Below are 25,610 nucleotides of genomic sequence, written 5' to 3' on the forward strand. Positions count from 1 at the left end.
GTGTGATTGTCGCGAAATAAGGCCACCGTCGGCCGCAGGTTACGTTCTCAATGCTGCCTATTTTGTGAATGGATGCCGGGGAACACTGACGTCGTAGACGCTGACGGGAACCTTTGGGTCCGCCGGCATCCTCAGGAGCGCCTCAAGTGCTTTCGATTTCAGTTCCCTGTCCTCGGCATTGCCCCACACTACCGTCTTTCCGTCCACCAGTTTCAGCTCAACGGCATCCGCGGAAGCTGCAGAGGCGGTTGACATCCTGGCCAGAATGTCCGCGGGCAAGGTATCCAACACAGCAGCAATTGCCTTGAACAACCCGGTGTTGGTGGCGCCGACTCCGGCGTCGATCAAGGGCAGTGCTACGGCGGTCAAGTCCTTGGTCGCGCCAAGCTGCACTCCGTCGACATCCACCATGACGTAGGAGTCACCCTGCTTCAGCAGAGCCACAGGGACGCGCTCGTCCACATGCACCAGCAACTCCGACGGCGGGCGCGCTTCAATGGTGGCCGAACGGACCTGCACCAGCGGTTCCAGGAGCTCATTGACTTCCTGCTCACTGACTTGTGGGAGCGGCTTTCCTTCGAGTCCGGACAGCGCATCCTGCACCGCGTCCGGTGTCAGCAAGGTAGTGCCGTCCACGGTGATGGTCCGGACTGCGAGCACCGGCGAAAATACCGCTCCTGCAATCAGTGCACCGACCACGACCGCAACGATCGAGATCGTCCAAAGCGTGAGTCTCCGCTGGCGGCGTTTCTTCGGCTCAGGAAAGGCAATGACGTTGTCCCCCGGCAATGCTTTGCCTGGTTTGGGCGCACCGCCGGCGGCCTTCGAAGCACCGCCCGCCGGTTTGGCAGCGGCTGCGGACTTCTCCGGGTTCTTCGTAACCCGTTCAACTGAACGCTGCTCATCAACTGAACGCTGCTCATCAACTGAACGCTGTGCACTGATGACGTCCGCGGAGTCGCCCTTGGGAGGGCTGGCCGCGCTCCGGCGTGGGTCCGTTCCCGTTTTGAACGTGGGCTTGCGGGTGCTAGCCACCCAACGCCTCCACAATCACTGGCCCGTAGGCGGTGACATCTCCAGCGCCGACCGTCAGGACGACGTCGCCTTCGCTTGCGGCAGCTGCCACGGCGCCGACGGCTTCGTCGGCGGTAACCAGTCGTCCATTTACCAGGTGCTCGGTAATCAGCGTGCTTGTCACGCCGGGGATGGGATCCTCCCGGGCCGGATAGATGTCCAGGACCAGTGCGGTGTCCGCCAGGTCCAAGGCGGCCGCGAACTCTTTGGAGAACTCACGGGTGCGCGAGAACAGATGCGGCTGGAAGAGGACGTGCACTTTGTTGCCGGCGGCCACCGAACGGGCTGCCGACAAAGCAGCGCGGACCTCCGTGGGGTGGTGGGCATAGTCATCGTAGACGCGCACTCCCCTGCCCTGGCCTTTGAGCTCAAAGCGCCGGGACGCGCCGGTGAAGTGCCCCAGCGCTGCCGCTGCCGCGCCCGCTTCCACACCGAGCTCGACGGCGACGGCGAACGCCGCAGCCGCGTTGAGGGCATTGTGCCGCCCCGGTACCTGAAGTTCCAGCTTGCTGACGTTACCGTCGAAGGCAACGGACACGTCGCCCGGGCCGCCGTCATGAAGTCGGATATCGGCGTCGTCGGACGTTCCGTACGTCAGCACCCGCGTGGTCCCCTGGGCAGCTGTTCGCTCAGCCAAGGCCCGGGCGCCGGCGTCGTCGGCACAAGCGAGCAGAACGCCATTGGCGGGCAGGAGCGCCGCGAAGTCGTCAAAGGAAGCAAAGACTGCTTCCGGGGTTCCATAATGATCCAAGTGATCGGCTTCGACGTTGGTAACCACGGCAATCAACGGCCGGTAGTTAAGGAACGAGCCATCCGATTCATCAGCTTCTGCCACAAAGATGTCGGACGCCCCGTGTGCTGCGTTAACGCCGAGTGCCGGAACATTCGCGCCGATTGCAAAGGAAGGATCCAAGCCGGCTTCCTTAAGGAGGACGGCGACCATCGACGTAGTAGTCGATTTGCCGTGGGTGCCCGCCACGGTAACCACCCGGTGGCCGGCCATGGTGGCAGCCAAAGCTTCTGAACGGTGCAGCACAGGCAGCCCGGCGTCATGCGCCGCCACCAGCTCCGGGTTGTCCGCGCGAATGGCTGAACCGGCAACGACCGTCTGGGCATCACCCAGGTTCGCTGCGTCGTAGCCCACCGCAATACGGGCACCCGCCGAGGAGAGGTCGCGCATGACCGGCAAATCCTTGCCATCCGTCCCACTGACCGGAACGCCCCGCGACACCATAATGCGTGCCACCGCGGACATCCCCACTCCCCCGATGCCGATGAAGTGAACGCGTCCGAGGGACTCTAGACGGGCGATGCTGGTGGTCATGCGGATACCGCTTCCAAGACAAGATCAGCCATGCGCTGATCGGCGTTTCTGATACCAAGGGCCTCGGATTTACGGGCCATGTCGTTGAGCCTGCTGCTGTCTGTCAGAAGCGGAATTACTTCGCTTCGCAGCCATTCGCCACTGAGGTCTTTATCATCCACCAGCATTGCGCCGCCGGCGGCAACCAAGGGGGCAGCGTTGAGCGCCTGCTCTCCGTTGCCTATGGGCAACGGCACGAATATTGCGGGGACTCCCACCGCCGCTACCTCACTGACGGTGCCGGCGCCGGCACGGGCGAGGAGGACATCGGCAGCCGCATAGACGTTCTCCATGCCATCCACATACTCAACCTGCCGATAGCCGTCGGCGGCGAGAAGTCCGCCGTCGTCATTCTTGACGGCTTTGCCGATGCCGGTGATGTGCAGCGTCTGCACTCCGGCAGCCGCCAGAGCGGGAAGGGCGGCCGTGACGGCACGGTTGATGCTCAACGCCCCTGACGACCCGCCGGTGACGATCAGGGCGGGACGCCCGGCAACCAAGCCGAGCGCAGCCTTTGCAGCAGGAGCAGCAGCAGCCCTGTCCAGTTGAGAAATGGCGCGGCGCATGGGCATCCCCACGTGGCGTGCACCCCTCAAACGGGTACCGGCAAACGCCACGGCAACGTGGTTGCTGAGCCTGGCACCCACTCGATTGGCCAGGCCGGCCTTCATATTGGCCTCATGGATGACGATGGGGATCCGGAGTTGCCTCGCAGCGAGGTACATCGGCGTGCAGACGTAGCCGCCCACCCCCACAAGGACGTCCGCGCGTGCTTCCTCCAGGATGCGCCGGGCCTGCCGGACCGCTCCGCCCAATCGGGCGGGCAGCCTCACGAGGTCCGCCGACGGTCTCCGCGGAAACGGAACACGGTCGATGGTGGCCAGTTCATACCCGGCAGCAGGGACCAGACGGGTTTCCATGCCCGACGGCGTACCAACAGCAAGGACGGCGGCCTCCGGACGTCTATCCCTGATGGCATCGGCAATGGCCAGCAGCGGGCTGACATGACCGGCGGTTCCACCGCCGGCAAGGACGACAGACAACGGCTTGGATGCGGTGGCGGAATCAAAAGTCATGAAGTGCTAGGTACGCTTTCGTGCGGTCTTGGACATGAGGCGCGGGAGGAATCCTGAACGCTGCTGCTCCGGCAGTTGGCCGCGGGCCAAAGACAACACTACGCCCACGCCGCAGAGCGACATGATCAGCGCGGAGCCGCCATAGGAGATGAAGGGAAGCGGCACCCCCACCACGGGAAGGAGCTGGGTTACCACGGCCATGTTCATGCTTGCCTGGCCGAGCAGCCACACCATGATTCCACCCGCAAGGGTGCGCTGGAAAGGATCGGTCTGCCGGACTACCACCCGGAAGATCGCAATACCCAGGATCGCGAACAGGACCAGGACCACGATGGTTCCCACGAGGCCGAGTTCTTCGCCAATAATGGCGAAAATAAAGTCATTGTGCGCTTCCGGAAGCCAGTTGTATTTCTGCCGGCTTTGTCCCAGGCCCAATCCGGTCCAGCTCCCCTGCGCAAGGCCGTACATGCCGTTGGTGGATTGGAAGTCGAAGTCGAATTGCTCGGTGCACTTTTGAGAGGCCGTTCCCAGCCACGACGTGATGCGGCAGATCCGGTTCTGACTACTGATGGTGGCCAAGACGGCGCCGGCTGCACCCACCGCACCTGCGATGCCCAGCATGCGGCCCGGTACACCGGCGAAGTAAAGCCCGGCGGCGGTGATCGCCGCAATGACAATGACAGTTCCGAGATCGTTGCCCAACATCACCAGCACAATCACAAGGCCTGCGCCGGGAACCACGGGGATGATGACGTGCATCCAACGGTGAAGGAGCTTTTGCTTCCTCGCGAGGACCGCAGCGATCCAAACGCAAAGGATCAGCTTGGCCATTTCCGAAGGCTGAAGGGTGACACCGCCGAGGTCAATCCAGTTCTTGTTGCCATTGACGGTGTTACCCATGACCTGTACCAGGGCGAGGAGGACAATGACTGCCCCCAGCGCCCACCAGGACAGTTTCTTCATCCAGTTCACGTTGGTCCGAGAGATGACATACATCGCAATGAGTCCCACGACGCCGAAGACTGCCTGCTTAAGGGCATCGGCGTAGGGCGACTTCCCTTCGGAGATGGCTTCAACGCTGGAGGCGGACAACACCATCATGATGCCGATGGCCGTCAATGCCAGAGCACAGCCGAGGATCAGGTAATACGTGGAGCTGTTCGAGGCTTTGCCTTTGCCTTCAAGGCTTTCCCAGAAGCTGCGCAAGTGTCCACGTAGCCCCTTGGGCCGGCTGTCGTCAACGGACGCGGCCTTGGACTTCCCGTCCCGGGGTTCTTTGCCGCGGGTGCGGGTGGGCGTGCTGACCATTGTTACTCCTCGGTGGTCGGTGCCTGCCCTTCCACAAGCTCGCGAACTGCCAGGACGAAAGCGTCGCCGCGGTGAGCGTAGGAAGAGAACTGATCCATGGATGCAGCCGCCGGCGCCATCAGCACGGTGTCTCCGGGCGTTGCCACTCCGGCCGCCGATGCCACGGCCTGGGCCATGATGGTCTCACCGTAGATTGGCGAAGCGGCGTCTCCGGCTGCGGTCTGCACTCCTTCAGTGTCGCCCTTGGGGGGCGCTATCACGGGGACATCCGGTGCGTGTCGCTGGAGGGCTGCCTCCAGCGCGTCCGTGTCGGTGCCAATGAGCACCACGGCTTTCAACCGGGGTGCGTGCTCTTTGACGAGGTCGTCATAGTCGACGCCCTTGGAGAGCCCGCCGGCGATCCACACAACCTGCTGAAAGGCCGACAGTGCGGCGGAGGCCGCGTGCGGATTGGTTGCCTTGGAGTCATTGATCCACAGGATGTCGTTGTGGTTGGCGACTAACTGGATGCGGTGCGCACCGGGCAAATAGTTGGTCAGGCCCTGCTTCACCGCGGCTGGTTCGATTCCGTAGGCGCGGACCAGGGCCGCCGCCGCGAGGGCGTTGGCCACCATGTGGCGAGGTGCCACAGGGCCCAGATCGGACATCGAGGCAAGTTCTGCCGCGGAGTCCTTGCGCTCGGCTATGAATGCCCGGTCAACAAGGAGGCCCTCCACCACGCCCAGCATGCTCACGGCCGGCGTGTTGGTGGTGAAGCCGATAGCCCGGCACCCTTCCACGACATCGGCGTTCTCCACCATGCGTTCAGTTTCGATTTGTTCCGCGTTGTAGATCGCGGCCTTCTGCGTGTTCTCGTAAACCTTGGCTTTATCGGCGAGGTAGGAGCCGTAGGAGCCGTGCCAATCGACGTGGTCTTCAGCAACATTCAGGCAAACACTTGCAACAGGAGACAACGAGTGGCTCCAGTGCAGCTGGAAGCTGGAGAGCTCAACGGCGAAGGCGTCGTAGTCCACCGGATCCCGGAGGGCGTCAAGGATAGGGGTGCCGACGTTTCCGACTGCGATCGCTTTGAGGCCGGCAGCCTGCAGCATGGATTCGGCCATGCCCACCGTGGTGGTCTTGCCGTTGGTGCCGGTGATCGTCAGCCAGTCGGCTGTCTTGCGCCCTGCCCGCTCCCTGAGGCGCCAGGCAAGCTCAACGTCGCCCCAGACAGCGATGTGCTTCCGCTTTGCAGCTGCAAGCAGTGCTTGGTCGGGGCGCCAACCCGGGGAGGTCACCACAAGCTCGGGCAGGGTTCCGTCGATCAGCGGGAGTGCCTTCACGGCGTCCTCCCCCAACAGCACATCCACAGCACCCACAATTTTCAGGGTGTCGGCCTGGGCTTTGGCCTTGGTTGTGGTGGCGGCGTCAACCACCACCACTTTTGCACCAAGTTCGATCAGGGTGTCGGCAGCTGAGAAGCCGGAGACACCTATGCCCGTCACAACAACGCGCAGGCCGGCCCAGTCAGCATCCCAGCTGGTGAGTTCATTGAGCCTGTCGGCGTTCGACGGCGTCTCCGGGCTTACGTTCACAGCAGCACCACCCATTCAGCATAGAAAATTCCAAGGCCGGCGGCCACGAAAAGCCCGGCGAGGATCCAGAACCGGACCACCACGGTAACTTCCGCCCAGCCCTTCAATTCAAAGTGGTGTTGCAGTGGGGCCATCTTGAAGACACGCTTCCCGCCGCTGAGCTTGAAGAAGCCCACCTGGATGATGACGGACAGGGTGATCAGGACGAAGAGGCCACCGATGAAGGCAAGCAGGAGTTCGGTGCGTGACAGGATGGCAAACGCCGCAACGGCACCACCGATGGCCAACGATCCCGTGTCACCCATGAAGATTTTGGCTGGCGATGTATTCCACCACAGGAATCCCACCAGGGCAGCACTGAGAATGGCCGCCAGCAGGGCGAGGTCCATGGGGTCGCGAACCTGGTAACAACCGCTGCCGGCTTCCCGTGGTGATCCGCAGGCCTGGTTGTTCTGCCAGATCCCCATGATGGTATAGGCGCCAAAGACCATGATGGATGCTCCGGCAGCCAATCCGTCGAGGCCATCGGTGAGGTTCACACCGTTGGTGGCCGCGGTGATGATCAGGTTGGACCAGAGCACGAACAGGATGGCACCTGCCACTGTGCCGCCGAAGGCGAGGTCCAGCCAAGGGATGTCCCGCACCAGGGAAATTTGGGTGGATGCAGGACGCAGGCCGTCCTCGTTGGGGAATTGCAGGACCAGGACCGCAAAGATGATGCCGACGGCCGCTTGGAGGATCAGCTTGGCCCGTGCGTTAAGGCCGAGACTTCGCTTGTTGGAGATCTTGATGAAGTCATCCAGGAAGCCCACGAAGCCCATGCCCACCATGAGGAACAGCAGCAGCAGCCCCGACGCCGACGGACCGGCAGAGTCCGGATTCATCATCCACATGATCAGATGTGTCACGAAGTAACTGATGAGTACGGCAGCCACCACCACGGTTCCACCCATGGTGGGCGTGCCGCGCTTGGTGTGGTGGGACGTCGGTCCGTCGTCCCGGATGAATTGTCCGTAGCTCTTGGCCACCAGGAACCGGATGAACAGGGGCGTCCCTATCAGGGCCACCAGAAGAGCGACGCCGGCGCCGATCAAAAGTGCAATCACAGCAGCTCGTTCCCTTCGCTTGCGGCAGCTTCGGCCGCGTTTTCTCCGGTGGGCTCGGCCCGTGGAGGTAATGCTATCCGATCACCCAAATGCCGTAGTCCTACGCCGTTGGAGGACTTGAAGAGCACCAGGTCACCGGGTTCCAGCTCGTTTTGAAGGAGCTCATATGCTTCTTCCACTGTCTCCGTGAACGAGCACTCGTCACCCCAGGAACCTTCCTGGATAGCGGAAATATAGAGGGCGCGGGCTTCGCGTCCCACCACCACCAGCCTGGAAATGTTCAGCCGCACCACTTGGGTTCCCACTGCGGTGTGCTCGCGGATGGAGTCTTCCCCCAACTCGAGCATTGCCCCAAGAACGGCCCAGGTCCTTCTGCCTTGGCCAAGATCGGCCAGCGTACGCAATGCAGCCCGCATCGATTCCGGGTTGGCATTGTAGGCGTCATTGATGATGGTGACGCCGTCCTCACGTTCGGTACGTTCCATCCGCCAGCGGCTGGCTGCGGACTGGGAGCTGAGCGAGGAGGCAATGTCAGCGGCCGGGATGCCGGCGGCGAATGCCGCCGCTGCCGCCGCCAACAGATTCGTGACGTGGTGTCCACCGATCAGGCGGCTTCGCACCTCAACGGACGGGCCGCCGTCGGGCAGCACCAAATCGAAGTCCGGGAAGCCTTGCCCGTTGACTACGACGTTGCGGGCTTCCACCTCTTCGGTGGTGGCTGGCGAAGCCGTGAAGCCCAGGACTTTGGCTTTAGTCCGCGTGCGCATGGCAGCAACGCGGCCATCATCGAGATTGATCACAGCTGTACCGTGCTCGCCAAGGGCTTCCACCAGTTCGCCCTTGGTCTTGGCGATGTTCTCCACGCCCCCGAATTCGCCGGCGTGAGCAGTACCAACCACCAGCACCACGCCAATGTCCGGTTTGACCATCTCTGCCAGGTACTTGATGTGGCCCAGGCCGGTAGCGCCCATCTCTATGACCAGGAAGCGGGTGCTGGCATCAGCGGCAAAAACCGTCAGCGGGACGCCCACCTCGCCATTGTAGGACCCCTGTGGAGCCACTGTGGCTCCAGCAGTGGACAGAACACCGGCAAGGAGGTCCTTGGTGGTGGTTTTCCCCGCTGATCCGGTGATGCCAATGACGGTAAAGTCCTCGCCGCGGCTTTGACGCTCAGTACGGATACGGCGGACGGACTCCGCTGCAAGCGCGCCCATGGCCAACACGGCATCCTCAACCACGACGGCGGGATAGGGGCGGCCGTCGGCATCGGTGACTTCGCGTTCGCCGAGAACCAGAACGGCGCCGCGTGCGAAAGCGGCGTCGACAAAGTCGTGGCCATCGGCATGCTCGCCGGGCTTGGCCACGTACAGCGATCCGGGCGTTGCTTCCCTGGAATCGGTGACGACGGAAGTGGGCACGATGTCCGGGGCTCCGGTCAATCGGCCATGGGTGATGTCGGCGATCTCCGCCGCAGTAAGTGCAATCATCTCGGTTTAGGACTCTATCCGCTGGTCCGTTGAAACGCTGAATCCCTTGGATGTCAAGGCGGCCCGCAACTCCACCCTGTCATCCAGGGCAAGATTCACTCCTTTGACTTCTTGCCACACTTCATGACCGCGCCCGGCGATGAGGATGGTGTCCTTGCCGGTCGCCATGTCGACGGCCAGCTTGATGGCGGCATCCCTGGGGTACGACTCGATGATTTCGCTGTTCAGGTTCTCGGAGTCCCGGGCCGCATGGGCCCCCTGCAGGACCTCGGCCCGGATTGCTGCTGCGTCCTCGTCGTGGGGATCATCATCACTGACGATCACGACGTCGGCAAGGCGGGCAGCGATGGCTCCCATGGTTGGGCGCTTGCCTTGGTCACGCTGACCCGTCGCCCCGAAGACCACGATGACACGGGATCCCTCCAGGGGTGAACGAACGGCTTCCAAGGCACGGGACAAGGCGTCAGGATTGTGGGCAAAATCAACGACGGAGGCAGGCTCTGTGGACACCAGCTGCATGCGTCCGGGAACTGCCACGGTGAAGGGGTCGTGCGCATCCAAGGCAGCTTGGAGCGTGTTTACATCCACGCCTGAAGCCAGGACCATGAGCGCAGCCAGAGCTGCATTTGCCACATTGAAATCTCCCGGCAGGCCTGTGTGGACGCTCACGGTTCGTCCGTCGGCGTGCCTGAGTTCGAATTCCGAGCCCAGTCCGCGCGCCGTGATGGATGCGACGGTCCAGTCGGCGTTGGCGTGGCCGCCATCGAGGGGCTTGGTTGAGAGAGTGGTGACCGGGATGTCGGCTGTATCCGCCAGCTTGCGTCCCCAGTCGTCGTCGACCGTGATGACAGCGCGCCTGGCCCTACCCGCAGTGAAGAGTTCCGCCTTGGTGCGGAAGTACTCCTCCATGCTGCCATGCAGGTCCAAGTGGTCCTGCGTGAGGTTCGTGAAACCAGCGACGTCGAACATCACTCCATCCACTCGATGGTATGAAATGGCGTGCGAGGAGACCTCCATGGATGCCGCGTCCAGGCCCCGTTCCCGCATCAGGGCCAACAGTGCGTGGACATCCGGGGACTCCGGAGTCGTCAGCAGGCTGGGGATCGGTTCCCCGCCAGCAACAATTTCGATGGTGCCGATGAGACCGGGCTTCTTCTCCAGTGCCCGCAGCAAGGAGTTGATGAAGTAGGTGGTTGTGGTCTTTCCATTGGTGCCGGTGACCCCGTACAGCGTGGGGAAGCCGCTGTCCGCAGGCTGGCTCCGATAGATCAGCCCGGCCAAGCGTCCGACGGCGGTTCGCGGCTCAGGGACGATGAGTACCGGAACGGGCTGCTCACCTGCCAGCGCAAGCTGGCGTGCGCCGGCGTCGTCCGTGACGACCGCGACCGCCCCGGCCTCGACTGCCTGCGGAACGTAGTCGGCACCATGGCGGGAGGCCCCGGGCAGGGCCATGTAGAGGTCGCCGGCTTCGACGGCCCTGGAGTTGAGGGATATGCCTGTCACTCCCCTGTCTTGGCTGGCATCCGGAGCGGCGACACCGAGTGCGTCCGCGATGGTTGACAACGGCACCGCGGCCACGGATGCGGGACGAAAGCCGGTCTGGCCGGCATCCGGCGTCGTGGCGCTGACAGCTGCCTCATTATGCTCTGACACGTGGTTCTCCGTTGGTGCTCGTGGAACGACCGGCCTGGGGCCAGCGGCGCCCGGGCCGTTAGTGGTGGATCGATTTTGGCCGAAACAGACGCCCAAAAAGCTTACTTGACGAACTGGGGCAACCGCGCGGGGGTTCCGGTGGACGGCGCCACATTATAGGTCCTGAGGACCTGCGCCATCACTGAACGGAAAACGGGACCGTTCGTGAGTCCATAGATGTTTCCTTTGGGGCGCTGAAGGACCACTTCCACAATGAACCTCGGGTCGTCCATGGGTGCCATGCCCACCATGGAGGCCGTGAAGCCGTCGAACCCCGGCAGGCCGTCCTCGCGGGGAGCCTGTGATGTCCCCGTCTTGGCTCCCACGCGGTAGCCGTCGATGGCTGCATCCTTGATCTGGCCCTCTGTCACGGCGCTTTCAAGGATGTCCCGGACCTGCTGGGCAGTTTCCTTGGATACCACCTGCCGGGAGTCCTTGGCGGGAACCTTTTGCTCCTCGCCCTCCGGGGTGATGTAACTGTCAATGAGCCTGGGCTGCAGCATCACGCCATCGTTGGCAATGCTCTGGAAGGCACGCACGGTCTGGAGTGTCGATTGCGAGACACCTTGGCCGAAAAGCACCGTGTACTGCTGGCGGTCGTCCCACTGCTCGGGTTTGGCCAGTATGCCTGTGGCTTCCGCGGGAAGTCCGATGTCCGTCTGCTCGCCAATGCCGAATTTCTTGAGCCAATCGTACCTTTGTTCCTTGGTCAGCCGGCTGCCGGCCATGACGGTTCCGGTGTTCATGGACCACCCAAGGATGCCGGCAAGAGTGCGCTCTTCAGTGCCGTGCTCGAACGCGTCTGTGAACGTCTGCCCATCAATGGTGTAGGCCGCGGGGGTAGTGAAGTGATCCAGGGGAAAGGATTTTCCTTCCTCGATCACTGCTGCGGCGGTAATCATTTTCTGCACGGAACCGGGCTCATATGCGGCTGTGACGGACCTGACCCCGCGGTCCTTGGCATCGACTTTCCCGGGATCATTGGGGTCCGGCGCATTGGTATCTGCCAAGGCAATAAGGTTGCCCGTCTTTGTGTCGATCACAATGATGGAACCCCACTCGGCATTCATCTTGTTGACTTGGCTTTGGATGGCCTGCTGCGCGAAATACTGGATGTCCGTGTTGATGGTCAGCTTGACGTCGCTACCATCGACGGCGGGGGTGAGTTCATCTGTCGCCACCGGAATCCTGAGTCCGTCAGCGCCGATCTCAAAAACGCGTTTACCTTCCACGCCACGAAGGATCTCGTCCTGGGTTTGTTCGATGCCCGCCTGCCCGTTGGTTCCATCCTTGAGGAAACCAACCACACCGCCGGCGACGCTGCCGTTGGGGTAAACCCGTTTGCTGACACCTTCGGCACTGAGGCCCGGTATGTAGAGCTTGGAGATCCGGTCTTCCAGTTCCGGTTTTACGTCCTTTGCCACCACGAAGTACTGCTTATCGCCGGTCAATGACTCGCGGATAGTGCTTTCGTCCGCCCCCAGAAGACCAGCCAGATCGGAAATCCCTTGATCACGGGTGATCTCGTCCAGTTTCTCGGTCTTCTCATTGAAGCGGTGGAAAGTTTCCGTACTCGTGTTGACGGTCTGGTCCACCACGAGGTTGTACCGGATCACGCTGCTGGCCAGCACCGTCCCGTTGGCATCGACGATCTGTCCCCGCTCGGCAGGAAGCACCTGCGGCGTGAGGCGGCTTGCCAAGGCAGCTTCTGCCATCCCGCCCATATCCAGGCCCTGGACCATGAACAGCTTGCCACCCACCACCAGAAGCAAGGTCAGCATGATGCCAAGGCCAACGCGCAACCGCTTTCTTGCCGCCGGCGTCTTCGTTTTTTTCGATGTGCCGGGGTTCTGTGCCACGTTGATTCCTTGCTGCTGGCCGTGCTTCGGTGGACTGACGGTCTATTGCCCTGGTGCCTTCTGCCGGGGTGCCGGTACCGATCCCCCGTGAAGCTCTACGGGCGGGGTTGCCGCCCCTGACGTCTGGGTTGCCGGAGGAGTGGAAGGCGTTTCGGCCGGGGCAACCGGAGTTGCGTCCGGCTTGCGGCTCTCCAGCGGGTCTTTGGTAGTCACGGATGGAACCACGTCAATCAAACCCTCAACTGCCGGAGCAGCAAGCAGGGCTCCAGGAATATCTCCCTTAACTGCCGGCAATGCCTTTCCGGTCACAGCCATGGTGTTCAGATCGATCTGGCCCTTAACGGTGGAAGCAACCATTCCCAATTCTGCAGCCTTCGCAGCGAGGTTTTGTGGAGCTTCGAAGTTCTGCTTCTTCTGTGTCAGGTCCTGGTTCTCCTTGTTCAGCGTGGCGGCTTCGGCTTTCAGCTGCACCAACTGGTACTGCGCCGTGGACACGGAGATATTCAACACCAGGACCGTCAGGAGCGCGGCAGCCATCGCCACGAAGCACAGGACCACAAATGGCGTCCTGCGCTTGCCCGGCGCGCTGCGTACCACTGAGAGTGGAGTACGCGGCTTGCGGGCAGTGTCCGGTTTCCCCGCAGGGACCGGAAGCGCCCGTGCACTGCTGCCCACCGTGGAGGACAAAGTCTTCGCTGCGGCGTTACTCATGCGTCTCTCCTCTGTTTGATACGCTCCACTGCCCTCAACCGGGCAGACGCCGCGCGGGGGTTCTCAGCGATCTCTGCTGCCGTAGGCACTTCCGTGCCTTTGGTGATGGTCTTCAATTCGGGTTTGTGTTCTTCGAGTTCCACCGGGAAGCCAAGCGGCGCCGACGATTTGGAACCTGATTGGAAAACGGACTTCACGATCTTGTCCTCAAGGGAGTGATAGGACATCACCACGATCCGGCCACCCATGGCCGTAGCGGCTACAGCCGCAGGAACCGCGCGCTCCAGAACATCGAGTTCCTCGTTGACCTCGATCCTTAAAGCCTGGAACGTACGCTTTGCGGGATGCCCGCCGCTCTTCGCTGCTGCGGCGGGAACGACGCTGCGGATCTGCTCCACAAGTTCACCTGTGGTCGCGAAGGGCTTCTCTGCACGGGCATTGACGATCCGGTTGGCTATCCGCCCGGCAAATTTCTCTTCGCCCCATTTCCGGATGATGCGCACGAGCTCGTCTTCGCTGTAGTTGTTCACCACATCAGCTGCCGTTTGGCCGCGGCTGGTGTCCATCCGCATGTCCAAGGGCGCATCGTACGAGTAGGCGAAACCCCGTTCACGCTCATCCAGCTGCAGGGACGAGACGCCAAGGTCCATGAGAATGCCGTGAACTTCCGGTATGCCAAGGTCCAGCAGGACGTCCTCTATCTCGTCGTACACCGCATGAACAAGATCGGTACGGTCCGAAAAGGGCTCCAAGCGGGCGCCGGCCAACGCCAGTGCTTCCTCGTCGCGGTCAATGCCGACCAGGTGGAGATCGGGAAAGCGCTGCAACATCGCCTCGGAGTGGCCGCCCATGCCAAGGGTTGCATCGATGACGACGGGTCTATCTCCGCGTTTTCGGGCAGCCTCAAACCCGGGAGCGAGCAAGTTGATGCAGCGGTCTTTCAGGACGGGAACGTGGCGCTCCGATGTGGGCTTTGCCGCGTCCTGCTCTTCCACGCTGCCTCCTCTTTCCTCAATCGCTTGCATGCTGATTCTTGAATCGGATCCCCATCCGCGCCTATCGTTCGGCCGCCTGGCTCAGGGGAAGGTGAGCCAGGAAGACAGTTCGATGGGCGGCTGGAGATCCCATTCAAGAAGCTGGACTGCGGCTTCCTCCAACCGGGATCAGATGAACCCGGGCAGATTGTCGTCATCCGTTTCCGAGAAGGCGGCTTCCTTCTCGCTGAGGTACTCGTTCCAAGCTTCGGCATCCCAGATCTCAGCCCTGGTACCGGCACCAATGACCGCCAGTTCCCGACCAAGCCCTGCGTAAGCCCGGAGCGCCGGCGGAATCGTCACGCGCCCCTGCTTGTCAGGTACCTCATCAGAGGCTCCAGACAGGAAAACCCGAATGTAGTCCCGCGCCTGCTTGGAGGACAGTGGCGCCTCCCGCATTGACTCGTGAATGCGTTCGAATTCTTTCTGGCTGAAGACGTAGATGCAGCGTTCCTGGCCTCTGGTGAGAACCAATCCGTCGGCAAGTTCCTCACGAAACTTGGCGGGAAGGATGATCCGGCCCTTTTCATCGAGACGCGGCGAGTGAGTACCCAGAAACACTGGTCCACCGCCCCTCAATCAAGGTGCCCGTACATGCCCAACACTGCCACTACCCTCTTATGTACTCCACTTTACTCCACAACGCACCACAGTCAACGCAGTGCGGGGCGTTTCTCCACCACTTTGAGAATTGCCTGGCCTGAAACCACGCGGATTCCCGGCCTGTGACGGAAAGTGGAGGGCCAGGCGCGAAGGGCAGAGTCATCCGCGCCTCGATGACGGTTTTCGAACTCCAGCACCGGCAATACCAGGCCTGATTCAACGCAGAAGGGTGAAAAGTGGAGAAAAGGGTGGGAAGTGGAGCGCGTGGTGGAGAGTGGAGAGGAAGAGGAGCGATACTCCCCCGCATGGATTCCACCCTTAAATGCGAAAAGACCCGCAGCGCGGGTCTTTCGTTATCCCCCGTGGACGTTCAGGGGCGTGGTCGATTCAGGAGGCGTGGTTGATTCAGGAGAGCCCGCGGTCAACGGCAGCGAATCCGGAAGAGACCGTCAATTGTCGTCGCGACGCCGCTCGTCCCAACGTTCTTCCAAGTTGCTCATGAACGAACTCTTGGGCTTGGTCTTGCCGGGTTTTCCCTTGCTGGCTTTGCCGAAGGCCGCGCCACGCAAGGTGGCAAAGTACACGCCAGCACCCATCACGATGAAGCCAAGGACCCCCACCGGTATCGCTTGCAGTGATACGCCAACAAGCAGGAGAAGGATGCCGGCAATGGCACCCAGCACACCGATGATCACATGCCGGGTAGACCAGCTGCGGATGGGATCCGAACCCATGGTGTTGGCGAACTTCGGATCGTCCTCATGAAGTTGCTTCTCAAGTTGCTCAAGCAGCTTCTGTTCATGCTCCGAGAGGGGCATCGCGACCTCCTTTAGTCAGCCAGCGTCTGGGACATAACGCGTCCTGTGCGTCTGTTTCCAAAACGATCAGACCAAAAAATTCGTTCCCCGAAATTCCCTCTTGGTTCAGCGGGCATCTCGGGGCCGACTGTTCAGGAAACAGTTTGTCCAGACGATCTAAATCTCTGTAATAAATAGGATAGTTTGTCCGACGCCGTTCTGAAAGACGCCCGCAGTGCTCCCCGTGCACCCCTGCTGGTCTCAGGCGTCCATTGATGGCTTACCGGGCTCCAGGAGACGGGCCGGGAGTAGCTTTTTGGACCCAAAGCGTTCGGAGACCCGGTCCAGTGCTTGTTCGGCCGCCCGCCAGTTATCGTCCCGCCGGTCCAGGCTCAATTGCAGGGACGTCTGGCCCGCTGGTTCCAACTGCTCGGCCCGCACCCCTACCAAACGAACGCTCATTGATCGCGTACCCAGGGACTCAAGCAGTTGCACGGCCACCTGGTAGATCAGTTGCGCGCTGTCCATGGGGGTATGCACAGTGCGGCTGCGTGTAACAGTGGAGAAATCCGAGTACCGCAGCTTCAAGGCCACAGTCCGTGCCAGCATGCCCGAGCTCCTGAGCCGGATGGCCGTACGGTGCGAGAGGCGCAGCAATTCCCTATGTAGCAGGGCATCGTCCCCCGTGTCCACGGAGAACGTCTCCTCTGCCCCGATGCTTTTCTCAAGCCTGGCTGGAGTCACGGGCCGTGGATCGATTCCCATGGACAAGCGGTGCACGTGCTCACCGCTGGCTCCCAGCACTTTCTTGAGCGACGCCAAGGGAGTTGCCGCGACATCCGCTACTGTCCGAATGCCCAGGCGGGACAGCACTTCGGCAGTCTTACCACCGACACCCCATAAGGCGCCGACGGGAAGACTATGAAGATATGGAATAGAGTCTTCGGCATTGATCTGGAGGATGCCGTCAGGTTTGCATCGCGTGGAGGCGATCTTGGCCACAAACTTGGTGCTGGCGATCCCCACGGAAGCCGTGATGCCCAGTTCCGACTGCACCCGACGGCGAATGAGGTGCCCAATGTCCATCGGCGACCCAAGACGGCGGATTGCGCCGCCAACGTCCAGGAATGCTTCGTCGACGCTCAACGGCTCCACCAAATCGGTAATTGAGGCGAAAATCTCCATCAGCCGGGCCGATACCTCGTAGTACTCCGCATGCCGGGGGGTGATGATCACCGCGGCGGGACACCGCCTCATGGCAATGGACATCGGCATGGCTGACTTCACACCTGTGGCCCGGGCTTCGTAGGAAGCGGACAGCACAACGGATCGTTCTGCAGGGAATCCAACGATGACCGGCTTCCCCCGAAGATCGGGGCGGCTGCGCAGTTCCACTGACACGAAGAATGCGTCCATATCCACGTGCAGTATGCTGGTTCGCCGCATTTCCCGCAGGGCCTCTGCGGCGCTGCGGGCGGGCTTGCTGCCGGCACTTTGAGCGCCACCGAATGCTTCCTGCCTCACAACGGCAATACTATGCCCGGCCACTGACTAAACTGGAGGCACAGTCCGGCTCAGCCCCAGGAAGGATACCCTGTGAAGCTCTTTGGAACTCCTCAATCGCGAGGGTTTGCCCTGCTCGCAGTCAGTGTCGCTTTGGCGGCGTCAGCATGCACCCCTTCGCCCGGCGGTTCGGCAGCGCCGTCCGCGACAAGCGCTGCCTCAGCATCGTCCACGGCGACACCAACTCCGTCATCAGCTGCTTCCGGTTCCACGGCCTCGCCTGAAACCACATCATTCACGGAGACCCCCGCACCTGCACCCGACGCCACGGCAACCGTGAACGCACTTGTTCCCGGCTTCCCCGAGCAACTCATCCCGGTCATGCCCAAGACCTCTGTCCGTTCCAGCAGTGTGGACAAGAGCGCTGCAGTAGCAACCGTGGCTCTGGTGGGAACAATCAAGGCCCCGCCGGAGGGTGTCGTGGATTACTACAAGACCTCCATGGAAGCCCAGGGCTTCAAACTTGTTCCCGGACCGTCCGCTGTCGGTAATGTCACCTCCCTTGACTTCATCCGTGGTGACGGCGAGACGGTGAACGTTTCGGTCAGGCAAAAAGAAGGCGTTTCAACGTTCACTATCGGTGCCAACGTGGCAGCCGGGTCCGTCAAGTGACGGTGACTTCCCTCGTCACCTCGGAGCAGACACAGTTCATCAGCGGAGTTGCCGGCAAACTAAGCGGCTTCATGTCGGAGCAACGGGACCTCATGGCCACGGTTTCTCCCGATGTTGAGCCGCTAATTGGGTCGATTTCGAATCTGGTCACCGGTGGCAAGCGCCTTCGGGCCCTGATGTGTTACTGGGGCTGGAGGGGCGCGGGCGGCCCCGCAGACGACCCGGACATCGTCACCGCCGGTTGTGCCCTTGAACTTTTTCAGGCAGCGGCCCTGATCCACGATGACATCATTGACCGGTCCGACACCCGCCGCGGCGGTCCCAGCGTCCACAAACGCTTCAGCCAGCTCCATGAGATGAACGGCTGGGCGTTGGACAGCGGGCGGTTTGGGGATGCAGCAGCCATCCTGACCGGCGATCTCTGCCTTTCCTTCAGCGAGGAGTCCTTTACAGACATTGGCCCGCGGGCAGCCTCGGGAACTCCTGCGCGGCAAATCTTCAATGTAATGCGGGCAGAAGTAATGGCAGGTCAATACCTCGACATCCTGGAAGAAGTGGCGGGCCCCGTGCGTGAAAGAGCCGGTTCTGTGGACCGGGCCAAATCCATCATTCGCTATAAATCCGCCAAATACTCCACTGAGCATCCGCTGGCACTGGGCGGGGCCTTGGCCGGCGCCCCCTCCGGACTGCTCGCCGGGTACTCGGAGTTCTCCCTGCCGCTGGGGGAAGCATTCCAAATGCGCGACGACGTCCTGGGTGTCTTTGGCGATCCCGAAACGACCGGCAAGCCCGCCGGAGACGACCTCCGGGAAGGCAAACGCACCGTTCTGGTTGGTTTCGCCATCAACCAAGCACCCTGTGCCGAGGCGGACTTTATCGACCGAATGCTGGGCAAGCCCGATCTCGGCGAAAAGGATGTAGCTGACATCAGGAGCATCATGGTCGAGTGCGGTGCGTTGGAGGCCACGGAGTCGCTGATCGCAGAACTAAGCAACAAGGCCTTCGAAGCTCTGGACAGCCTGCCGCTTGAGGACGTCCCACTGCTGGCCCTACGCAGGCTGGCCGAAGCCGCTGTCAGCCGGGCGGCCTGACCCGGAAACCACAAGGACCTGCACCACGCATTAGTCGGTACGAATCAGCCGAAAACAAGACATGCAGCGACGACGGCGGTGAATCACCGCCGTCGTCCGCGTTCTGTCGGTTACCCGGCCTGCCCTTGAAGAGGCGCTGTTACCAGGCCAGTGACTGGGCGCGACGCCTGATCTCTGTTTTACGCCCTTCCCGAAGGGCGTCAATGGGGCGCCCCCGCAATGATTCGTCGGGCGTGAACAGCCAGATAATCAGTTCTTCGTCGTTGTAGCCGGCGTCGCTGAGAACCGCGATGGTTCCCTTCAAGCTGTCTACAACGTGCCCATCCTGGATAAAGAGGGCCGGGATTGAGCGGATATTCCGTTCTCCCCGCCTGATGGCGACAAGCGCACGTTCATCCAGAAGTCCGTGGACTTTGGTGATGGAAACTTCCAACAGTGCGGCGACATCCGGCAGGGGGAGCCAGTCGGAAACAAGGCTTTCTACATTACTCACGGAACAAGGTTGCCACGGCGCCCCGCCCGGCGCCTAGCCGGAGTCCGACGCCGATTCCCGCCAGCCGCTTTTCAGGGACCACTTAGTGGCATCAATTCCGGCAATTAGTCCCGGTTTGACAGGAATTGTTGTGCTCATCGACTAAGTGTGAGAGATTCACACTGATCACATTTGCATCATTGATAACATCAGCAACATTGGTAACACTGACAACAGCGCTAACAATCCACCCGCTGTTTGAGATGAGGACACATTTCATGACGACGCCCCGCTCGCCGAAACGAACCATGAGCATGCCGGTCATCGCGGCAACCACGGCTGCGCTTCCCGCCGTGGTTTTGTCTTCGCTTGCCTTGGCGCAACCGTCAGTGGCAACACCTGCCCCGCAGCCCCGAAAGATTCCGGCCACGCTCGCAGCAGCCATGAAAGCGCAAGCAGTCAACGTGGGCTCCGTCATTCCCGCGCAGGCAGTTGCTACCACCCTCCCTGCCGCGCTGCGTCCTATGGCTCCTTCCGTACCGGACAGCTATACAGTGGTGCGCGGCGATACCATCAGTGCCATTGCACGCCGCTTCAACCTGGACACGACGGCAGTCCTTCAGCTGAACAAGCTCTCTGCCACCACGCTGATCTATCCCGGTCAGACCATCAAGCTCAAAGGCATGGCCGCCGCAGCACCCGCGCAGCCCGCTCCGCCCGCTCCCAGTGCCCCCAGCACCGCCACTGTCTATACCGTGGTCTCCGGAGACACGCTCGGCGCGATTGCGGCCAAACACGGGGTCACGTTGTCCAATATCTTCAGCTGGAACGGGCTCAACGGAAGCTCCATCATTTATCCCGGCCAGAAGATCAAGGTCAGCGGCGGATCCGCACCATCAGCGCCTGCGGCACCGGCACCTGCACCCGCACCTGCCCCACTGGCCGGGACCGGTTCCTACACCATCAAGGCAGGGGACACCCTCAGTTCCATCGCTTCCCGCCACGGGGTCTCCCTTGCTGCGCTGATGGCCGCCAACAACAACGTGACAGCCACCACCGTCATCTATCCGGGCCAAAAGCTCACCATCCCCGGCGCAGGCGTCCAACCCGTCGGGGAGACCAAGCCACTGGTGCCCAGCACTTTCCTCGGCTTCACCTACCCGCCGGCAGTTGTCAGTTCGGCCAATGAGAACAAGGCCCTGCTCAACGCCTCACCAGTGCCCAGCCGGGCGGAGATGAAGAGCATCGTAGCTGACACGGCACGGCGCATGGGCGTTAGCCCGTCCTTGGCCCTGGCCTTCGCCGAACAGGAATCAGGCTTTGATCAGCGCGCAGTCTCGCCCGCGAATGCCATTGGCACCATGCAGGTTATCCCCTCTTCCGGACAGTGGGCGTCCGACCTCGTGGGCCGCAAGCTCAATCTCCTGGACCCGTATGACAACGCCACGGCAGGTGTCGCTATCATCCGGACCCTCATTGCTACCAGCAAGGACCTGGACACGGCGATTGCCGGCTACTACCAAGGCCAGTACTCGGTCAGCAAGTACGGCATGTACGACGACACCAAGCGCTACGTCGAATCGATCAAGGCCCGCCAGCGCACCTTTGGCTAAGCCCTGAATTGCACCTCTGAAGGGGCCCGCATCCCTCGTGGATTCGGGCCCCTTCCCTGCCTCGTTTAGGATCGTATGGTGCAAGAACCAACGCAGGACCACCTCATCGGGACCACGGTGGACGGCCGATACGTGGTCCGTTCCCGCTTGGCGCGGGGCGGGATGTCCACTGTCTACCTGGCCACGGACCAGCGCCTGGAGCGCGACGTGGCCCTCAAAGTCCTGCACCCGCATCTGGCCAACGATCCCATTTTCCTGGAACGTCTAAGCCGTGAAGCAAAGGCGGCCGCCAGTCTCTCCCACCCCCACATTGTGGGGGTGCTCGACCAAGGCGAGGACGGCCACATCGCCTACCTGGTCATGGAGTACGTCAAAGGGCACACCCTTCGTGACACCCTGAGCGAACAGGGTGCCTTGCCTCCACGCCTTGCCCTGGCGCTGATCGACCCTGTCATTGAGGGTTTGGCTGCCGCCCACCGCTCAGGCCTGATCCACCGCGACGTCAAGCCTGAAAACGTCCTCATTGCGGACGACGGACGCATCAAAGTGGCAGATTTTGGTTTGGCCCGGGCAATTTCGGCCAACACCAGCACTGGTGCCCTGATCGGCACTGTGGCGTATTTGGCTCCCGAACTGGTGCTCGGCCAGCCTGCGGACGCCCGCAGCGACATCTACTCGGCCGGCATCATGCTCTATGAGATGCTGACGGGCAGACAGCCCTACACGGGAGACTCCCCCATCCAGGTTGCCTACCAGCACGTCAATGCCGCAGTGGGGCGCCCTTCCGAGGCCGCTCCAGGCCTGGCCGAGGACCTGGATGAGCTGGTGCAGTGGTGCACCTCGGTGGATGCAGAAAACAGGCCCGTCGACGGTGCCGCCCTGCTGACCGAACTGCGCCACATTCGGACCACCCTGACGGACGATGAACTGGACCACAGGCAATCTACGTCCCGGCTGCCTGGTTTCTCGGCCCCCATGGCGGCAACAGCTGCATTTGGCGATCCCGGCAACCGCGGCGCACCAGGCGTCCCCGTCGGGAACCCCACAGAAGCCATTCAAACCACCGCCTCACCTACGGAATTCATCCCGCACCAAAGCAACCCGACCACCATCATGGCTGCGGCTGGTTCAGGCAGGGCGATAACAACAGCTGCTGGCCCGGGCGGCGGTCAGGACATACGCCGACCCGGCAAGAGGGAGCTGAAGAGACTCGAACGGCAAGAGGGCAAAGACCGCGCCCGGGCGGCAGCCACGCCGAGTCGCCCGCTACGCGAGGGCAACCCCCGACGCCGGGGCATCATCTGGACTATTGTGATCGTCATCCTGGCAACGCTGGCAGCGTCGGCTGGTTGGTTCTTTGGGATGGGACCGGGATCTCCAGGGACCGTTCCGGACGTTAAGAACAAGACCGTGGCCGAGGCACAGCAACTCCTCCGTACGGCCGGCTTCCAATCCGAACCGAAGGATGTTTTCGACGACGACATCCTGGCAGGACTTGCCGTTGGGACCGAGCCGGAGTCCGGCGCAGAGGTCCGGAAGTTCCAACCCATCACGCTCTTCGTGTCCAAGGGGGCCCAGCTGTTCGCGCTGCCCGGTTTGACCGGCGGTACTTTGGACGAGGCCAAGATTGCCTTGAATGCGGCAGAAATGGCGCTCGGCAACATTACGCAGGCTTTTGACGAGAAGATTCCCGCCGGCGTCGTCATTTCCCAGGATCCGGCCAAAGGCACGGAAGTGCGGCACGGCACGCCTGTGTCCCTCGTGGTCTCCAAGGGACCCCAACCTATTCCCGTTCCCGATGTGCGCGGACTGGCCCAGGACGCAGCCGCCAAGGCCCTCCAGGATGCCGGGCTGAAAGCCGTGATCGCTCCTGAGACGGTCAATGACAAGACGGTCCCCAAAGGCGCCGTAGTCTCTCAGGTACCGGCCAATGGCACCCTTGTCCGGGGCGAAGCGGTAACGCTGACTGTGTCCAAGGGACCCAAGCTGGTGAGGGTCCCCAGTTTCATCGGAAAACAGGCCGACGAGGCTGAAAAGGAACTGAAAAAGCTTGGTTTCAAGGTAGAGGTCAACAAGGTCCTGGGCGGCTTCTTCGGCACCGTCCGCGACCAGAACCCCGTCAATACGGAGGTACCGGAAGATTCAGTGGTAACCCTGACGGTCGTCTAGGACTTGAGCTCGGACGATTCCAAGCACAAAAAAGGCGCGGCCCGGATACTGTCTCTTATATATAAGAGACAGTTCCATATCTACCTCTTGGAGAGGGCTCCTGCCACCAGGAATGCCATCTCAAGGGACTGCATGTGGTTCAGGCGAGGATCGCAGACTGACTCGTAACGGTCCAGGAAGGCGTCCTGGTCGATCGGGTCAGCACCGCCCAGGCACTCGGCGACGTCATCACCTGTCATTTCAACGTGGAGTCCTCCCGGCACAGTGCCCAAGGCATGGTGCACCTCGAAGAATCCACGTACTTCGTCGATGACGTCATCGAAGTTACGCGTCTTGTAGCCGTTGGGCGACGTGACCGTGTTGCCGTGCATCGGGTCAGTCACCCACAGTACCTGCGCACCGGAGGCGGTGACGCGTTCGACGACGGCCGGCAGCTTTTCGCGGATGTTGCCGGCGCCCATGCGGGTGATGAACGTGAGGCGTCCCGGTTCGCGGTTGGGGTCCAGCTTGTCGATGAGGCGCAGGGCATCATCGCCACTGGTGGTGGGGCCAAGCTTGACGCCGATGGGGTTCCGCACGCGCGACAGGAAGTCAACATGGGCGTGGTCCAGTTCACGGGTTCGCTCACCGATCCACAGGAAGTGCGCGGAGGTGTCGTAGGGCAAACCGGTGCGCGAATCGATGCGTGTCAGCGCGCGCTCGTAGTCGAGGAGCAGTGCTTCGTGGCTGGCAAAGAACTCCACGCGCTTGAGTGCCTCGAAGTCGGCACCACAGGAGTCCATGAAGCTGATGGCACGGTCGATGTCCCGCGCCAGCGATTCGTACCGTGCATGAGCCGGGTTCTCGGTGAACCCCTTGTTCCATTGGTGAACCAGGCGAAGATCCGCGAAGCCGCCTTGCGTAAAGGCGCGGATAAGGTTCAGCGTGGATGCGGACGTGTGGTACGCCTGAAGCATTCGGCCGGCGTCGTGTGCGCGGGATTCCGGCGTGAATTCGTAGCCGTTGACAATGTCCCCGCGGTAGGCGGGAAGCGTCACGCCGTCGCGGGTCTCGTCATTGGAGGAGCGTGGCTTCGCGAACTGCCCGGCCATCCGCCCCATCTTGATAACGGGCATGGCAGCGCCGTACGTGAGAACAACAGCCATCTGCAGGATCGTTTTGACCCGGGCACTGATCTTGTCCGCGGTTGCGGCTTCAAAGGTTTCAGCGCAGTCGCCGCCCTGCAGGAGGAAGGCCTTTCCCTGGGCAGCAGCGGCGAGGCGCTCCCTCAGGACATCCACTTCACCGGCAAACACCAACGGTGGCACCACGGAGAGTTCCTTGACGGAAGCCTTGAAGACTTCAGTGTTGGACCAAGTAGGCTGCTGGGAAATCGGCAGGTCCCGCCAGGCGTCGAGTCCGGGATAGTTCGCTGCCCCGCTCTGGGCGGTGCTGGCGAGAGGATCTGCTGCGGTGGGTGCGGTGTTCGCGGTTAGCTCAGTCACCCTTCAAGAGTAGTAGCCTGCGGCAAGGTTGCGGGACTGCGGCCGTAACCGATGCCGCCGCCTGCGTCACAGTTTCTCCCCTGACCCGTTCCGGTCGCTTCGGGGTTCATCCCTGTCCTCCGCAATGTCTGCGGTGGCGTCTTCGGCAACCTCGATCTTATGAACGGGCTCCGGGCCTTTGCCGGCCAACTGGGCCTTGACCACTGCCGCGTATTCATCCACGTACTCCTGGCCGGAAAGCCGCATCAATTCGTACATGATTTCGTCGGTCACGGCCCGCTGGACCAGGCGGTCCTCTTCCATGCCATAGTAGCGGCTGAAGTCCAAAGGCTGCCCAAAGATCAGGCCGATCCGGCGGATGTTCGGCAGCCGTTTGCCAATCGGCTGAACCTTCTCCGTCCCGATCATGGCCACAGGGACCACCGGAACGCGTGTTTGAAGTGCGAGCTTGGCAACGCCCACTTTTCCGCGGTAGAGCCGGGCATCCGGGCTCCGGGTGCCCTCCGGGTAGATTCCCAGGAGGCCTCCCGAGTTCAGGACATCCTTGCCTGCCTGCAGCGACATCTCCGAGGCTGCTCCGCCGGAGCGATCCATCGGCAGTTGGTTGCTCAGCCTGAAGAACAACGCCGTGAGCCGTCCTTTGAGCCCTTTTCCTGTGAAGTACTCGGACTTGGCCAGGAAGATCACGGGACGATGCACCATCAGGGGCAGGAAAATGGAGTCCGAGAAGGACAAGTGATTGGAGGCCAGGATGGCGGCTCCGCTTTCAGGAACGTTGTCCAGCCCCTTCACCCAGGGACGGAACAGGAGCTTGAGGATGGGACCGAGAAAGATCCTCTTCATGACCCAATAGAACACTTTTGTCCTCTCACGGCCGATTGGTTGGCATGCACCCGGGCAACCCGGCCGGCACTCAACAGCA

The 25,610-nt window shown here is 61.8% G+C and carries 21 protein-coding genes; 4 read left to right on the forward strand and 17 right to left on the reverse strand.

Annotated elements, in window-relative coordinates:
- Nucleotides 1-57 precede the first annotated feature (57 nt).
- The 14 genes from ACLRGI_RS00430 to dinB form a co-directional block, all read right to left on the reverse strand.
- Nucleotides 58-1,035, reverse strand: coding sequence for a cell division protein FtsQ/DivIB (locus ACLRGI_RS00430; protein WP_419199766.1), 978 nt, complete (start codon nucleotides 1,033-1,035; stop codon nucleotides 58-60).
- Nucleotides 1,028-2,398, reverse strand: a complete 1,371-nt coding sequence (gene murC / locus ACLRGI_RS00435; RefSeq protein ID WP_419199767.1) for a UDP-N-acetylmuramate--L-alanine ligase — start codon at nucleotides 2,396-2,398, stop codon at nucleotides 1,028-1,030. Before murC ends, ACLRGI_RS00430 begins: the two co-directional genes overlap by 8 nt.
- Complete coding sequence (murG, locus tag ACLRGI_RS00440) at nucleotides 2,395-3,513, reverse strand: undecaprenyldiphospho-muramoylpentapeptide beta-N-acetylglucosaminyltransferase (RefSeq protein ID WP_419199768.1); 1,119 nt, start codon at nucleotides 3,511-3,513, stop codon at nucleotides 2,395-2,397. The genes murC and murG overlap by 4 nt, the downstream gene beginning before the upstream one ends.
- 6 nt (nucleotides 3,514-3,519) lie before the next feature.
- Nucleotides 3,520-4,821: a putative lipid II flippase FtsW gene (gene ftsW / locus ACLRGI_RS00445; protein WP_419199769.1), complete on the reverse strand. Its 1,302-nt coding sequence runs from the start codon at nucleotides 4,819-4,821 to the stop codon at nucleotides 3,520-3,522.
- Nucleotides 4,822-4,823: 2 nt separating this feature from the next.
- Nucleotides 4,824-6,410 (reverse strand): UDP-N-acetylmuramoyl-L-alanine--D-glutamate ligase, encoded by a 1,587-nt coding sequence (gene murD / locus ACLRGI_RS00450; protein WP_419199770.1) that lies wholly within the window; start codon nucleotides 6,408-6,410, stop codon nucleotides 4,824-4,826.
- A complete protein-coding gene (mraY, locus tag ACLRGI_RS00455) occupies nucleotides 6,392-7,501 on the reverse strand; it encodes a phospho-N-acetylmuramoyl-pentapeptide-transferase (RefSeq protein WP_419199771.1) in 1,110 nt (369 codons plus the stop codon). The genes murD and mraY overlap by 19 nt, the downstream gene beginning before the upstream one ends.
- Nucleotides 7,498-8,988 carry a UDP-N-acetylmuramoyl-tripeptide--D-alanyl-D-alanine ligase gene (locus tag ACLRGI_RS00460; RefSeq protein WP_419199772.1) on the reverse strand — a complete coding sequence of 497 codons (1,491 nt, stop codon included), beginning with the start codon at nucleotides 8,986-8,988 and terminating at the stop codon, nucleotides 7,498-7,500. The genes mraY and ACLRGI_RS00460 overlap by 4 nt, the downstream gene beginning before the upstream one ends.
- Nucleotides 8,989-8,994: 6 nt before the next feature.
- Nucleotides 8,995-10,641, reverse strand: coding sequence for a UDP-N-acetylmuramoyl-L-alanyl-D-glutamate--2,6-diaminopimelate ligase (locus ACLRGI_RS00465; RefSeq protein WP_419199773.1), 1,647 nt, complete (start codon nucleotides 10,639-10,641; stop codon nucleotides 8,995-8,997).
- A 101-nt stretch (nucleotides 10,642-10,742) separates the two neighbouring features.
- The gene (locus tag ACLRGI_RS00470) at nucleotides 10,743-12,539 is read right to left on the reverse strand and encodes a peptidoglycan D,D-transpeptidase FtsI family protein (protein ID WP_419199774.1); all 1,797 of its coding nucleotides are present in this window, start codon (nucleotides 12,537-12,539) and stop codon (nucleotides 10,743-10,745) included.
- A 42-nt stretch (nucleotides 12,540-12,581) separates the two neighbouring features.
- Nucleotides 12,582-13,250 carry a cell division protein FtsL gene (ftsL, locus tag ACLRGI_RS00475; protein ID WP_419199775.1) on the reverse strand — a complete coding sequence of 223 codons (669 nt, stop codon included), beginning with the start codon at nucleotides 13,248-13,250 and terminating at the stop codon, nucleotides 12,582-12,584.
- Nucleotides 13,247-14,245 carry a 16S rRNA (cytosine(1402)-N(4))-methyltransferase RsmH gene (gene rsmH, locus ACLRGI_RS00480; protein WP_419199776.1) on the reverse strand — a complete coding sequence of 333 codons (999 nt, stop codon included), beginning with the start codon at nucleotides 14,243-14,245 and terminating at the stop codon, nucleotides 13,247-13,249. Before rsmH ends, ftsL begins: the two co-directional genes overlap by 4 nt.
- A 168-nt stretch (nucleotides 14,246-14,413) precedes the next feature.
- Nucleotides 14,414-14,845: a division/cell wall cluster transcriptional repressor MraZ gene (gene mraZ, locus ACLRGI_RS00485; protein WP_419199777.1), complete on the reverse strand. Its 432-nt coding sequence runs from the start codon at nucleotides 14,843-14,845 to the stop codon at nucleotides 14,414-14,416.
- 491 nt (nucleotides 14,846-15,336) lie between these two features.
- The gene (locus ACLRGI_RS00490) at nucleotides 15,337-15,705 is read right to left on the reverse strand and encodes an SCO2097 family morphological protein (RefSeq protein ID WP_419199778.1); all 369 of its coding nucleotides are present in this window, start codon (nucleotides 15,703-15,705) and stop codon (nucleotides 15,337-15,339) included.
- A 240-nt stretch (nucleotides 15,706-15,945) separates the two neighbouring features.
- Nucleotides 15,946-17,208 carry a DNA polymerase IV gene (gene dinB / locus ACLRGI_RS00495; protein WP_419199779.1) on the reverse strand — a complete coding sequence of 421 codons (1,263 nt, stop codon included), beginning with the start codon at nucleotides 17,206-17,208 and terminating at the stop codon, nucleotides 15,946-15,948.
- Nucleotides 17,209-17,280: 72 nt separating this feature from the next.
- On the opposite strand from dinB, the gene ACLRGI_RS00500 reads away from it, so the two are divergent.
- The gene (locus ACLRGI_RS00500; RefSeq protein WP_419199780.1) at nucleotides 17,281-17,859 is read left to right on the forward strand and encodes a hypothetical protein; all 579 of its coding nucleotides are present in this window, start codon (nucleotides 17,281-17,283) and stop codon (nucleotides 17,857-17,859) included.
- Nucleotides 17,856-18,950, forward strand: coding sequence for a polyprenyl synthetase family protein (locus ACLRGI_RS00505; protein WP_419199781.1), 1,095 nt, complete (start codon nucleotides 17,856-17,858; stop codon nucleotides 18,948-18,950). The genes ACLRGI_RS00500 and ACLRGI_RS00505 overlap by 4 nt, the downstream gene beginning before the upstream one ends.
- A 139-nt stretch (nucleotides 18,951-19,089) precedes the next feature.
- Here ACLRGI_RS00505 and ACLRGI_RS00510 read toward each other — a convergent pair whose 3' ends face one another.
- The gene (locus ACLRGI_RS00510; protein WP_419199782.1) at nucleotides 19,090-19,443 is read right to left on the reverse strand and encodes an Rv2175c family DNA-binding protein; all 354 of its coding nucleotides are present in this window, start codon (nucleotides 19,441-19,443) and stop codon (nucleotides 19,090-19,092) included.
- Nucleotides 19,444-19,700: 257 nt separating this feature from the next.
- Between ACLRGI_RS00510 and ACLRGI_RS00515 the strand changes: the two genes are divergently transcribed.
- Both ACLRGI_RS00515 and ACLRGI_RS00520 read left to right on the forward strand, forming a co-directional pair.
- Entirely contained in the window at nucleotides 19,701-21,035 is a 1,335-nt protein-coding gene (locus ACLRGI_RS00515; RefSeq protein ID WP_419199783.1) for a LysM peptidoglycan-binding domain-containing protein, read from the forward strand.
- Nucleotides 21,036-21,110: 75 nt separating this feature from the next.
- A complete protein-coding gene (locus ACLRGI_RS00520) occupies nucleotides 21,111-23,204 on the forward strand; it encodes a protein kinase domain-containing protein (protein WP_419199784.1) in 2,094 nt (697 codons plus the stop codon).
- Nucleotides 23,205-23,284: 80 nt separating this feature from the next.
- Here ACLRGI_RS00520 and ACLRGI_RS00525 read toward each other — a convergent pair whose 3' ends face one another.
- Entirely contained in the window at nucleotides 23,285-24,688 is a 1,404-nt protein-coding gene (locus ACLRGI_RS00525; RefSeq protein WP_419199785.1) for a class II 3-deoxy-7-phosphoheptulonate synthase, read from the reverse strand.
- Between the two features lie 66 nt (nucleotides 24,689-24,754).
- Nucleotides 24,755-25,546 carry a lysophospholipid acyltransferase family protein gene (locus tag ACLRGI_RS00530; RefSeq protein ID WP_419199786.1) on the reverse strand — a complete coding sequence of 264 codons (792 nt, stop codon included), beginning with the start codon at nucleotides 25,544-25,546 and terminating at the stop codon, nucleotides 24,755-24,757.
- Nucleotides 25,547-25,610 lie beyond the last annotated feature (64 nt).

Origin of the sequence: Paenarthrobacter sp. PPS72, from assembly GCF_048537125.1 — a bacterium.
Classification (GTDB): domain Bacteria; phylum Actinomycetota; class Actinomycetes; order Actinomycetales; family Micrococcaceae; genus Arthrobacter; species Arthrobacter nitroguajacolicus_E.

Coding starts and splice junctions, on each gene's coding strand:
- murC (WP_419199767.1), bottom strand. CDS start 2,398: ATGACCACCAGCATCGCCCGTCTAGAGTCCCTCGGACGCGTTCACTTC.
- murG (WP_419199768.1), bottom strand. CDS start 3,513: ATGACTTTTGATTCCGCCACCGCATCCAAGCCGTTGTCTGTCGTCCTT.
- ftsW (WP_419199769.1), bottom strand. CDS start 4,821: ATGGTCAGCACGCCCACCCGCACCCGCGGCAAAGAACCCCGGGACGGG.
- murD (WP_419199770.1), bottom strand. CDS start 6,410: ATGGGTGGTGCTGCTGTGAACGTAAGCCCGGAGACGCCGTCGAACGCC.
- ACLRGI_RS00460 (WP_419199772.1), bottom strand. CDS start 8,988: ATGATTGCACTTACTGCGGCGGAGATCGCCGACATCACCCATGGCCGA.
- ftsL (WP_419199775.1), bottom strand. CDS start 13,250: ATGAGTAACGCCGCAGCGAAGACTTTGTCCTCCACGGTGGGCAGCAGT.
- ACLRGI_RS00490 (WP_419199778.1), bottom strand. CDS start 15,705: ATGCCCCTCTCGGAGCATGAACAGAAGCTGCTTGAGCAACTTGAGAAG.
- ACLRGI_RS00515 (WP_419199783.1), top strand. CDS start 19,701: ATGACGACGCCCCGCTCGCCGAAACGAACCATGAGCATGCCGGTCATC.
- ACLRGI_RS00520 (WP_419199784.1), top strand. CDS start 21,111: ATGGTGCAAGAACCAACGCAGGACCACCTCATCGGGACCACGGTGGAC.